8 protein-coding genes and 2 tRNA genes are annotated in these 11,623 nt (G+C 68.6%); 4 read left to right on the top strand and 6 right to left on the bottom strand.

The window, feature by feature from the left end; all coding sequences use genetic code 11:
• Positions 1-168: 168 nt before the first annotated feature.
• On the bottom strand, positions 169-2,022 hold the full coding sequence (locus ACMCNK_RS22150) for a ricin-type beta-trefoil lectin domain protein (RefSeq protein WP_412738299.1): 1,854 nt from the start codon (positions 2,020-2,022) through the stop codon (positions 169-171).
• Positions 2,023-2,275: 253 nt separating this feature from the next.
• On the opposite strand from ACMCNK_RS22150, the gene ACMCNK_RS22145 reads away from it, so the two are divergent.
• A tRNA-Ser gene (locus ACMCNK_RS22145) sits at positions 2,276-2,360 on the top strand.
• Positions 2,361-2,939: 579 nt separating this feature from the next.
• On the opposite strand, the gene ACMCNK_RS22140 is transcribed toward ACMCNK_RS22145, so the two are convergent.
• A complete protein-coding gene (locus tag ACMCNK_RS22140; protein WP_412738298.1) occupies positions 2,940-3,410 on the bottom strand; it encodes a PLAT/LH2 domain-containing protein in 471 nt (156 codons plus the stop codon).
• A gap of 154 nt (positions 3,411-3,564) precedes the next feature.
• Between ACMCNK_RS22140 and ACMCNK_RS22135 the strand changes: the two genes are divergently transcribed.
• A tRNA-Ser gene (locus ACMCNK_RS22135) sits at positions 3,565-3,657 on the top strand.
• A gap of 111 nt (positions 3,658-3,768) precedes the next feature.
• Here ACMCNK_RS22135 and ACMCNK_RS22130 read toward each other — a convergent pair.
• Complete coding sequence (locus ACMCNK_RS22130; protein ID WP_412738297.1) at positions 3,769-5,016, bottom strand: acyl-CoA thioesterase/BAAT N-terminal domain-containing protein; 1,248 nt, start codon at positions 5,014-5,016, stop codon at positions 3,769-3,771.
• Positions 5,017-5,262: 246 nt separating this feature from the next.
• Between ACMCNK_RS22130 and ACMCNK_RS22125 the strand changes: the two genes are divergently transcribed.
• Positions 5,263-5,754, top strand: a complete 492-nt coding sequence (locus tag ACMCNK_RS22125) for a hypothetical protein (RefSeq protein ID WP_412738296.1) — start codon at positions 5,263-5,265, stop codon at positions 5,752-5,754.
• Between the two features lie 85 nt (positions 5,755-5,839).
• Here ACMCNK_RS22125 and ACMCNK_RS22120 read toward each other — a convergent pair whose 3' ends face one another.
• Positions 5,840-6,901 carry a hypothetical protein gene (locus tag ACMCNK_RS22120; RefSeq protein WP_412738295.1) on the bottom strand — a complete coding sequence of 354 codons (1,062 nt, stop codon included), beginning with the start codon at positions 6,899-6,901 and terminating at the stop codon, positions 5,840-5,842.
• Between the two features lie 544 nt (positions 6,902-7,445).
• Positions 7,446-8,252 carry a hypothetical protein gene (locus ACMCNK_RS22115; RefSeq protein ID WP_412738294.1) on the bottom strand — a complete coding sequence of 269 codons (807 nt, stop codon included), beginning with the start codon at positions 8,250-8,252 and terminating at the stop codon, positions 7,446-7,448.
• Between the two features lie 566 nt (positions 8,253-8,818).
• Between ACMCNK_RS22115 and ACMCNK_RS22110 the strand changes: the two genes are divergently transcribed.
• Positions 8,819-10,084: a hypothetical protein gene (locus tag ACMCNK_RS22110; protein ID WP_412738293.1), complete on the top strand. Its 1,266-nt coding sequence runs from the start codon at positions 8,819-8,821 to the stop codon at positions 10,082-10,084.
• Between the two features lie 340 nt (positions 10,085-10,424).
• Here the strand turns inward: ACMCNK_RS22110 and ACMCNK_RS22105 are convergent, their stop codons facing one another.
• Positions 10,425-11,420: a hypothetical protein gene (locus tag ACMCNK_RS22105; protein ID WP_412738292.1), complete on the bottom strand. Its 996-nt coding sequence runs from the start codon at positions 11,418-11,420 to the stop codon at positions 10,425-10,427.
• Positions 11,421-11,623: the final 203 nt, after the last annotated feature.

The raw sequence follows: 11,623 nt of genomic DNA, 5'->3' as shown, positions 1-11,623 counted from the left end.
GTGTGATCAGCCCCGGGCGGCCCTCGGCTTTCCGCCGGACGTTCCGGCCGCGGTTCGTCAGGCCGCGGTCCGCCAGGCCCGCGGTTGGTCCGGTGGCCGCGGCTGTTTCGGCCCGCGGCCGTTTCGGCCCGCGGTTGATGCCCGCGGTTGGTCCGGCCGCGGCTCGGCTCAGGCCGGGACCTGCCATTGCTGGTTGGCGGCGCCGGTGCAGGACCAGATCTGCAGCCGGGTCCCGTTCGCGGAACTGACGTCTGTGGCGTCCAGGCAGGCGCCCGAGCCGGTGTTGACCAGGGCACCGCCCGCGGGGGTCCACTTCTGTGCGTTGGTGCCGTTACAGTCGTACAACTGGATCTTGGTGCCGTTCGCGGTGCCGCCGCCGGCCACGTCCAGGCACTTGCCCAGCGCCTGGATCGAGTCGTCGCCCGCCACGGTCCAGCTCTGCGCGGCGCTGCCGTTGCAGTCGTACAACTGCACCGCCGTACCGTTTGCCGGGTTCGCCCCCGCCACGTCGACGCACTTGCCGCCGAAACCGGTGATCTGACCGGTCCGGCCCGCGCCACCCCCGGACTGCGCGCCGGTCCAGGCGAATGTCGCCGAGGTACGGGCCGGCAGGCCGTACGTGAAGCTCTGGTCGCCCCAGTTCACCCGGACGGTCTGCGGGCCGCCGCTCGCGTTGTACGCGATGAGCGCCTTGGAGCCGTCCGGGTTCCGGAACGCGACGTTGGGCACGGCGGCGTTCGCGGTGGAGTCGATCCGGACCGCGCCCGGCCGGACGAACTTGGTCAGGTGCCCCATCGTGTAGTACTCGACCGTGTAGTCGACCTGTCCGCGGCGTCCGTCGTTGCGATGCACCGTGACCAGGCCGGTGCAGGTGCCGCAGCCGCCGTTGTGCGGGCCCATGGCCTCGTCCACGGCCAGGCTCCACTTCGTCCAGCTGCGGCCCCAGTTGCGGAAGTAGTCGACCAGGTCACCCATGTCCTCGGCGTGCTGGTCGCTCACCCACGTCCCGCCGGAATGCTCGCTGTTGTACTGGTTCACATCGCGGAAGAGGCCGTGCACTGTGGACTCTGTTGCCGGGTCGCCGCCGTAGTCGTGCCAAGCGATACCGCCGAAATTCGGGTGGTTGCGGATCGCCGCGTCGTTGATCAGTGGCGCCACCCACGCGTCGTACGTGTCGAAGTTCCAGTCGCCGATGAGCAGCTTGGTCTTCAAGCCGGCGTTCTGCAGGGCCGGCAGCAGGTTCGTCTTCGCGAAGTAGTCGAGGCCGGTCGCGTTCCACTGCATCGACGGGTAGCCGGGGCAGCAGCCGGGCTCGTTCTGCTCCGTCACGTACCGGATCGGTATGTTCTGGTCCTGGTAGCCCTGGATGTACTTGACGAAGTACTGGGCGTAGATGCCGTAGTACTGGGCTTGCAGCCAGCCCTGGCTGTAGGCGTTGTTGTCCTTCATCCACGGCGGGGCGGACCACGGCGACGCCATCACGAACATCGCCGGGTTGAGCGCATACGCCTGCTTGGTCAACGCCATGACGTCGGCGTCACGGTCGAGCGAGAAGTCGCTGAGGTCGCAGCACGTGGTGTCGTACGAATAGCTGTTCTGGGCCAGGTCCGACGCGCCGATGACGTTGCGCAGGGCGCTGACGCCGATGCCCGCCTTCGGGTCGAACAGTTTGGTCATGACGTCGTTCTGCGTGGCCGGGGACAGGGCGCCGCTGCCGCGGATGTCGAAGGCGGTGGTGTCGGTGATGGAGGCGCCCGCGCCCTCGAACTGCTGGTAGGCCGTGTTCTCGTTGACCGTGATCGCCTGGCTGGCGGCGCCACCTCCGGTCCCGAAGGCGATCGAGGGCTGCGGCTGCAGCCCGCGAGTGACGATACGGCCGGCGCTGTCGCTCGTGGTGGTGAGGTAGATGTCGACGTGCTCAGCGGCCGCGCGTGCGGGTGTTGCGGGGACCGTGGTCGACGTTGCCGTCAGGGTCGTGGCGACGGCGGCCGCGAGGAACAGCCGCCTTCCGGGGATGGACATGATGGGGACTCCCTTGACCGGAGGTGGGGGCCTTACCGGATAGGTGCGAAGCGAGAATTAACATCGTCGTCAATGTCATGTCAACCGTGGGCCACCGCCATCGGTTCTCGTTTTTGCAGGTCAGACCGAATTTCAAGGGCTTAAAATAAGTTTCGTCGGATGGGTTGAATGCGCAAGATCGGCGGCTCGCGCGGTGGTGCCCGGGGCTGCGCGAGCCGCGGCGGACGTCTGGCAGACTGGTGGGCGCCGTTCGGGAGGGCTCGCCTAGTGGCCGATGGCGCCGGTCTTGAAAACCGGTATGGGGAAACTCATCGTGGGTTCGAATCCCACGCCCTCCGCATCAAAGACCAGCAAAAACCGCCGCTGACCTCGGCAACGAAGGTCGGCGGCGGTCGTCGTAAATCATCGGCCGGTCTCACTCGATACCGCTGAATCTCGCTCGTCACGACAAATACGCGACCACGGAATCTCAGCGTTCTCGCTGCTCATCGTCCATGTCCAGCGCATCCGTATGCCGCGACGGGCTGCTTCGTCCCGGCCCTCGATGCACTTCGCGTAGACCCGCAAGAGCACCTGCACGCTGTGCCCGGCCCACTCGGCAACCTAAGTCGCCGGCGGGACATCTGGCTCTCGCTCAGCTACCGGGTGACCGCAAGGCAGGGCGACTCGGAGAGGGCAAGGTCCTGCGATGGGAGTTCGCCTCCGAGGCCGACGCGCGTGCCATGGTCGACAACTTCAGCGGGCACCCGGTCCGGGTGAGTGGCGCGAGATGGATCCGGCGCGGAGCCTCGCCGCGCCAGGCGCGGGGCCGAGTGAAGGCTGAGGCTGGGGCCGGGACAGGAAACTCCGGGCCGAGGGCCCATGACGAAGCCCCCGCCGACGTGCGGGCACGCGTCGGCGGGGGCCTCCGGACCGGGCTAGTTCTGCTTGTACAGCACCCGGGACGTCTGGTGGTCGTCTTCGTCGACGGCGAGCCAGTGGTGGGTATTGGCGAATGAGGTCATCGCCTGGGCGGGCTCACGCTTGACCTCGACGTGGTCAAGGTACCAACCGGGCTTGTTCCCACGGTTGTCGTGGCTGATCTCGGCCTGCCAGATGTCGCCGAGGTCCCGGTGGGACACGAAGCTGAACCGGTCGACCGCGCCGCGCTCGAACGGGTCACCACCGTTGTCGAGAGCGATGTCCATCTGGTTGCCCTTGGTGCCGTACAGGTCGATGTAGACGTTCGCGTCAGTCCCGGCGTTGTTGACGCTGCCCGTGTACACGACGATCCGGTAGGTGTACAGGGTGTCGTCGGCCCGGGCGGGGCTGGCAGCACCGAGCAGCAGTCCGCTCAGGAGCGCGGCCGCCCCGCCGACTGAGCCGATCTTGCGCCATGCGATCGCCATAGGTAACTCCATTCCATCGGCTGCGGCGCCTGACGGGCGCCGAGTCGTCGAACAGCACGCCCGACGTCGGGTGTGCTGCACCGCGTCCAGGCACGCTCGCTCGGGCGGTCGCTGAGAATCTTGGAGAGGTCTGCTTAAAGTCCGCTTAGAGTCTGCGTTTCAGCAGGTCAGAGACTCGCGACACCCGGTCTTGAAAACCGGTACGGGGAAACTCCTCGTGGGTTCGAATCCCACACCCTCCGCACCACCTGATCACAGCGATTCCCACTCTGTCTCAGTCAAACCTGTTGCGGCTCGCTGTGGGGGCGATGCTGTCGGACAAGGCGCTTGGTGCACGCCGCAGGGCCGTATCCGGTGATCAGGGTTTAGGTTGCGCGGCGAGGAAGGCGAGCAATTTAGGCCAGGCGTCGAGGCGGCCGAGAGCGTCGGCCTGTTGTGTCCCGCCGTCCCGACCGTCCGGGGAGACGATCCGGTTCGCGATGGGACTTCCGACGAGATGGCCGGCGTCTGGCTCATGCAGGACGGCATGCGGGTGCGCACCAAGCCGCGCCGCGATGGCATCTGTGTAGCGACAACTGGGCCAAAGGCCATCGTTGCCGCCGCAGAGCAGGAAGACCGAGCCGCGAATCCGCTCCACGGGGATGATCGCGGCGGGGTTGCCGGCGGGCTGGGGGTCGCCGAGTTCGGCGTCCCCCACGCCGGGTATCGGCCGACCGTGCAGTGTCCACGCGGGCGGGTGGCCCGGCTCCGTTGCACCGGGTAGGCCGGGATTGACCACCGAGCTGGGTGACCCGGCGAACACACCGCTGACCAGTTCAGGAAAATTCACGGCGAGCAGCAGTGCGGCCTCCGAGCCGCGGGACACGCCGTACACGGTGACGTGATGCGGATCGACACCTGGTTGGCGGGCCAGCCAGCGCAGGGCGGTGGCGAAGTACTCCAGCGGGATACTGGTCAGATGATCCGGCAGACCGGGGCCATCGAAGTAGCCGATGCCCAGGGCCGGAAAGCCCTTCGAGGCCAACGCTTCAGCGGTCCGGATACCACTGTCGGTTCCGCCCTCCGAGCCGCCGAAAGCGAGGACCGCGGGCCGAGGCGTGGTGGCCGTCGCGTCAGCGGGCAGGAACAGGGCACCGTCGAAGCCCTCCTGCGCCACGCTCGTTGCCCGCTCACTGACGCCGGGCGCGCGGAGTTGCCGGACGACCGCTCCGGTCGCCACTCGGCGCCCGCCAACGGAGGCCGCAAGATCGACGGCCATTTGGTTGCTCGATGGGCGGGCATAGCTGACGTCCGGTCCGGTCATCGACCACAGCAGCCCTGTGTCGTGCACTCCCGTGTAGTCACCGGCCACCGGGCCTTGACGGGCGAGGTCGACCTCGCCAGCCGCGTCCGGTTCGAAGGTGGCGCTGGATTTCCAGGTGTGGCCGGCGGTGTCCGTGGCGGAGGCGCTGATCGTGACACGCTCGCCTGACGGGACCCCAGTGATGGTCACCCCCAGTGGTGCGTCGAACAGGACGGTCGGCGTCGCGATGCGAAAGCGAACCTTACTAGCGCCGTCACCGGCACAACCTCCCAACGCCAGGAGGAAGACCACGGTTCCTGCCACCCATCCGCGCACGATAGCTTGCCTCCCGATTGGTTGACCGCGCTACAAGCTAGGACAGACCGACCGATTCCACGAAACGTCCCCCTTCCAAGACGGCTGTGGTACACAGCCGCCACGGCTGAGGGCGTTTGAGCCTGCCGGTTAGGGTGGCCGGACCCGTACCCGCCGCAGGAGAGAGAATTCGTGTCCGCCCCGGTTCCCCAGGAAGCGCGCCCTACTTTTGCGCCGCGCAGTCGACGTTGGCTCGTGATTCGCCACCTGCTCACCGCCATGATCACGGTCCTGGTCGTGATGGCCGCCTGGGGTGTCCTTTCCGCGCCGTTCGTCGGGGTCTTCATCATCGACGGCGGCTTCTCTGCCACGGAGTATGCCGGCGCCGCCCTGCAGGTGGCTGGTTACGTGTGCGTGGCAGCCCTGGCGATCACGCCCGTCGCCGTGGGTCTGGAACGGCTCGTCCTTCATGGCAGCAGGGTGTGGACAGTGTTGGCGGCCCTCCTGCCGTTCGCCTTGTTCGCGGCGATGGTGGCGGGTGTTGTCGCGATGTTCAAGCTCACCGATTCGCGGGGCGCCTACCTCGCCATCGCCCTCGCGGTCTTTCTCATGTTCGTCCTCGTCATCTACTGGCCGATGTTATGGCTGCTCAATCTCGCCAGCTATGTTCTGCGCCGAGTCCGGTGGTCTGCTCGGGCCCACTCGCTCCATGTTGACGCAGTTTCCGTGGGTCGGCCGGGATTTTGACGAAGCGGGCGGGGGCGGGTAGTCCGCGACGGTCATGACGTCGAGGAGGTGGCGTACTGCCCGCCGAATGCCGGGTGTCGAGCCGTTACGGCTGGTGCAGCAGGACAAACTTCGAGTCGACGGGTCGACCGCTCTGCCAGCAGCGCACTCCGACGGTGGTGGAGTTTCCCGGCTGCCCGGTCGAATGTGCCACGGTGCAGTACGCAGAGCCGCCGTATCCGGAGACCTGGGTCTGGCCCCGGTCTTCATCGAAGCCGGCGATTTCCACCGCATAGCCGCCCGGTCCATTGCGCCGGATCATGCTGTCGTGCTTGGTGGAGTTGTACTGGTAGCTCAGCATTGGCGTGTACCGCTGGGCGTGCTCGTCGTTGGCCCAGAGCTGAGCACCGGGCATCTGCAGGTCCGGTCGAGATGCCAGCTCGACGGTGTACGTCAAGGTGAATCCTGCGTCCACCCGGACGCCGGTCGCGTCGAAGCAGTGCACCTTGGCCAGCAGAAACCGGTTGCCGGTCTTCGGGTTCGTCCACGAGTTCCACATGTTCGGGTTGCAGACTCGCGGCACCGAACCCAGTGCGGTCACCTTGACGACACCGGGCACTCCCCTGTTCACCGATTCCTGGATGTCCTGGATGAAGACTTCGTACTCCCCGGTCCCCTCGCGTTCCACCGTGATGGGGGAGCCGAAGGAGTTGAAGGAGTAGTTGGCGTCAGGCATCACCGGTGACCTGGACCCGGCGTCGTAGCGCAGGTACGCGAGCGCGCCGGTCCCCGCCCGGGCGTTCAGGAAGCGTACGGCGAATCCGGTGTCGCGTGAGGTCCCCTGCTCATCCGCGCAGACCACCTGGACGTCGAGGTCGATGCCGTTGTCGGCCATGCCCCACCCGTCGGTGCCACAGATGCGGGCAGCGTCGCTGACGGCGGTGACCTCCACGGTTCCGCCGTTGACCCCCAGCTTTTCCATGCGCACGGTGTAGCGGCCGGCATCGCGCCGGGTCACCCTGTTGGGCGCATCGAGGGAGTTGCAGCTCCGTGCGGGGGAAGGTCGGGCCTTGGTGGCGGCCGAGCTGTCGACCACGACGTAGCCGCCCGCCAGCAGCGCGGTCTCGCCGACCATCGACATGCCGCAGCTGGGATGTCCGGGGGCCATGCCAGCTTGGATCTGAGCGTTCACCCATGAGGGGAAGGGGGTCAGGGTGATTGCAGCGATGAGGAGACTGGCCGCGGCAATGCGCTCCTCCCGGCTCCAACCCGCCCATCGACGCTTGATCCGCGCGCGCAAGGAAGGCCGGCCGCCTGCCTCCGGCGAGGCGGGCGGGGTCGCGCCCGGCGTCGTGTTCTGAGGACTTCGCGCGGGCGGCGGCGCGGACCCACGGCGGGCGGCCGGGCGCTTGTTGTGGTGTCCGTCGCCCCGATGGTTGACGTTGGTGTCGACGGCGTTGCCCGCTGAGGCTGCCGGGGTGGCGGGGTGGTGGGACTTTGGGGTCTTGGGGGCCTTACGGCGTCGTGGCGAGGGCAACGCACGTCCCTTCGACGACGAGGGGCGCCGCCGTCAGCGCCGTCGGCGGCGCCCCAGTAGGTACGGCTGGGTCAGTGAGCAGCGGAAACGTGAGATAGGACAGAGGTCAGCGAGGCCCGGAAGCGGGCGTTGTCCTGCACTCGTCGTGGGGCACTCGCCGCCGGGTCTGCGTCGCCTAGCAACCGGTGTCCCAGTTCGTGCCGACCGGCCCGCCCGGCATCGCGGCGGTGCCGGAGTTCTGCATGCCGTCGGCCGGCGTACCCGGCATCATCCGGGCTCCGGAGTTCTGCATGCCGTCGCCGGGCCCGCCCGGCATCGTGGCAGTACCGGTGTCCTTCATGCCGTTGCTGGGCCCGCCCGGCATCGCGGCGGTGCCGGAGTTCTGCATGCCGCGAGCCGGACCGCCCGGCATCGTGCCGCAGGAGGTGTCTCCTCGCTTCATCATCTGGCTGCTGAGGTTCTGCTCGGTGGTGCTGTCGTCGCCCTTCATCATCTGGCTGCCGGTGTTCCGGTCGGTGGTGCCGTCCTCGCGCTTCATCATCTGGGCGCCGGTGTTCTGCCCGGAAGTACCGAGATGGTCGGTCGAATCGCCGTGGTCCACGTCTCCGCCGCCATTGGTGTCGCCCGGTCGGTTCCGCTCGATGTTCCCGTCCGACCCGTTGTTCGCCGCACCGTGGTCGTCGGTACCGGGCCACGTGGTGTCGTTCCGATGCGGCATGGTGCCCTTGCCGTCGTCCGGCATCGTGCCCTGGTGCCGGGTCTTCGGCATGGTGCCCTGGCCACCGGCGCCACCCGGCGCCTTGGTCTTTCCGTGCTGGGGTGAAACGCTCTGTCCAGCGCCGCCGGACTCCGTACTTCCGGGTGGTGGGGGTGTCGTGGACTGCGTGGGCTGGCCGCATGCGGCCAGCAGGACACACGCGAAGACGCCGACGATGAACGTTGCCCACCGGCGCTGTTGTGTCGCCGATGCTGATCCGGTCATGGATGGCTCCTATACCCCGTTGACGATGATCCTCATAGGACGGGGACTGCGATCTCTGTTCGTGACTGCAAGTGGTTGAAGGGTAGCTCTGCGTGTCGAGCCCTTCGGTACCTCGATCGAGCGACATGGGTACGTTCTGCGCCGCCGGCTCCGCTGAGCGGGGAGAGGTTCACCCCGCCCATGCCGCGCGACGCTCCGCCTCGCCTGGCCCAGGACGAGCCGAGCCAAGCGTCCCGGTGGGGGCGAGCAGCCCGAACGGGGTCTCCCCCGTGAGTAGGAATCTGTTGTGTCGTGGCACCGGAGTCTCCTTCCACTACGGCGGGTGTCCGCCGTAGGACGGGTTCCAGCTCCTGCCGTGCGGGCGGGGGCCGAGCCGCCAACGTGGCGGCCTATATTCCGGTCTAGCTGTGTAAACGTTGACCAGGCAGGGACTGAACGTCACTGAACAGGGTGTGGACACCTCCCCGGCACCGGTTCCTCCATCCGGGTGTGCCGGGCCACGCTGGGTGACCGACGGCGAGTACCTTGACGCGCGACTGTCCTTCCCAGACAAGGAGCGCGACGGCATGCCCCAGCAACGCTTCGCCGAGGAGTTGCGCCAGCTCCGCGTGGATGCCGGCAGACCCTCCTACCGGCAGATGGCCCGCCGGGCCGCGCGCGCGGGCAACCCCTACTCGGCCACGGCGTTGTGGACCGCGACCAAGGGCGCGGCCCTGCCCACCCTGGAGCTGACCCTGGCCTACGTACAGGCGTGCGGCGCCGATCCCGGACCCTGGCGGGAGCGCCATGCCGCTGTCCGTACGGCCATGCAGTCGCCCACCCCGACCGCCGCCGCTCCCGCCACCACCAGGATCCCTGTGCCCGCCGACCCGGGCCGAGCACTCTCCGCGGATCCGGCCGGGCCACCAGAGCCTGGAGCCGCCGAACCCGGAGCCGCCGGGCCGGGAGCCGCCGAGCCAGGAGCCTCCGGGCACGGAGCCGCCGAACCCGGAGCTGCCGCGCCGGCAGCACCGTCGCAGGCGCGCCGAAGGCTGGGCGTCCTCGCCGGGGCGGCCGTCCTGGTCGGTCTGACCGTCACCGTCACTACCACGGTGATCAACATCTGGGGCGGCGGTGCGGGCTTCACCGCCGCACCGGTCGTCCAGCCGTTCGCGGGCGGCCCCATCGGCCCGTCCGGCCCTGCAGCCGGCGCCGATCCCAGCACTCCGCCGAGCGTCGGCGCGACCACGCTCGTCCGGCCGGACCTGCACCAGCTCGCCCCGACCGGAACCACGCCTGCCGGAATCAGTACAGGCGGAACCGATACGGGCGGGACCGCTTCAGGCGGGACCAGTACGGACGGCACCCGTACGGACGGCACCACCACGCCCACCAGCAGGCCGACCTCGCAGCGGCCCGCACCAACCGGCACCGGAACCGGTCAGCCCGGCACCGTGGCCGGGCCGCCGGCCACCACCGCTCGCGGCAACGGCGAGCCCGGCGTCCACGAGCAACGCATCGTGACCCTCAGCACCCAGCCCGGCCAGGAGTCCGTGACCATCGACGACTGGCGCCAGATGCACGACAACAGCGGCGACCTGCACCTGGACGCCGGCTCGCTGAACACCACCAGCGGCGCTGCGATCGCGGTCGTGCCCACCGCCGACTGGGCCACCTGCACCGCCGTACGGTCCTGGCAGACGCGCATCGCCTACTCGTCGCTGAGCGTCGCCACCCAGCTGTGCGGCTACAGCACCGAGGGCCGCTACGCCCGGCTGCAGGTCCGCTCGGCCCCCACCAGCGGCGACCAGCGCCTGGTCTTCTACGGCTACGTCTGGGAACTCACCGGCTGAGCCCCGGCCGCAACGCCGGGACACCCCGCCGCGTCTCGCGGGCCCGGATCGCGTCGGGTTCGGCCCGTGCCCGTCACCGCCGTCGCCGACCGGCCCATGTGCGTACGCGCCCCGACACAGCTGCGGGCCGGCGACGCGGTCCCGTCGGCCCGCGAGATCCACCGGCAGTGGGGGGGTGGCCGTCGCGACCGCCATAGACGTCGCCCGCTGCCTCAGCAGCGGGCGACGCTGAGCCTCCTCGGTGCCCAGACGGCGGATCCATCCAGCTCGACGACGTACTCGCCGACCCGCACGGCTCCGAACGGTTCAAAGAGCGATCATCCCGGACGCCGGTGCTCGATCAGACCGGCAGCACCGACAGCTCGTCGATCTGGATCCACCCGTCCTGGCCCATCCCCCAGAACCCGCAGAACACCGTGACCGAGGTGCGGTCACCGGGATTGAACGGCTGCACGATCTGCTGGTACTGCCCCGCCGGGCTGGGCCCGAAATGCTGCTCGGCCGGGGGCCACATCCCGGAGAGCCGTACCCCGAAGAAGGCGGTGTTCACGTCCGCACCCGCCCCGTGGCCCGAGGTACGCACCCAGCCCCGCAGCACGTAGTTGCGGTTCGGGTCCACCGGGATCGTCTGCAGCACCGCATTCCAGTTCCGGCTCGACGTACGGATCCAGGCGTTGTTGGTCCCGGAGCGGGCCAGCCCCAACCCCACATCCACACCCTTGGCGTCGGGGCCTTCGGTCGTCCACGGCACCCCGATCGCGCGCGACCCCTGCCATTCGAACCCGCCGTCGAGTACCCCGTCGAGGCGCAGGTCACGGGACCCGGACGGGTAGGTGAACCGGTACGGGGTGGCCTGGCTCGCCTGCGGCAGTGTCGTGGTCCGCACGACCCCGAACAGGTCCACCGTGCGGTACTGGACCGTCGCCGCGTCCAGGTTCCAGTTGTCCGGGCTCTCGAACGCGTTGCGCGGGAAGAGGTTGGGTGTCAGCCGGACGGTGGTGATCTCGTTCGCCGGGATGTTGAGGTGGAACAGCTTCCGCAGGTTGATGCCGACCTGATGGGTGCTGTTGTTCGACCAGCTTGCGCTCTGATTCACGTTGCCGACCGCGAGGCGTCCATGGAACCTCGTGTCGATCATGACGGCAAGGTCGTCGCCGCCACCTCGTAGATCATCCCCACCGGTGCGCAGCGTTAGCAGCAGACACGGCTCACCCTGCACGAGCGTGCAGTCGTTGAAATCGGCGCCTGCGGCCGTCGCGGGCGCCGCCCCGCCGACGACGGACAGCGCAGTGCACAAGGCTGCTGCCGCCACCATGAACCTTCTGAAATGGAACACCAGAACTCCCTCCATCACGGCAGCACCCCGCCGCGATCGACCTCCACAGGCCCCGCCGACCGGCGGGCCCCGGGCCGCCACCACGACGACCCGCAACCCGTTCTAGCTGTTCAGACGTTGACCACACGCAGCCCGAACGTCACGGAACACTCGGTGCCCGTTCACGGGACACAACGGAACAGTCGGGTGCGCGGGAAGACGTC

The organism is Krasilnikovia sp. MM14-A1259 (assembly GCF_047159535.1).
In the GTDB taxonomy this organism is placed as follows: Bacteria; Actinomycetota; Actinomycetes; order Mycobacteriales; family Micromonosporaceae; genus Actinoplanes.
Note: the sequence above shows the minus strand (reverse complement) of the source record. Positions and strands in the feature narration are given on the sequence as shown.

Coding starts and splice junctions, on each gene's coding strand:
- ACMCNK_RS22150 (WP_412738299.1), bottom strand. CDS start 2,022: ATGTCCATCCCCGGAAGGCGGCTGTTCCTCGCGGCCGCCGTCGCCACG.
- ACMCNK_RS22140 (WP_412738298.1), bottom strand. CDS start 3,410: ATGGCGATCGCATGGCGCAAGATCGGCTCAGTCGGCGGGGCGGCCGCG.
- ACMCNK_RS22120 (WP_412738295.1), bottom strand. CDS start 6,901: ATGGCCCCCGGACATCCCAGCTGCGGCATGTCGATGGTCGGCGAGACC.
- ACMCNK_RS22115 (WP_412738294.1), bottom strand. CDS start 8,252: ATGACCGGATCAGCATCGGCGACACAACAGCGCCGGTGGGCAACGTTC.
- ACMCNK_RS22110 (WP_412738293.1), top strand. CDS start 8,819: ATGCCCCAGCAACGCTTCGCCGAGGAGTTGCGCCAGCTCCGCGTGGAT.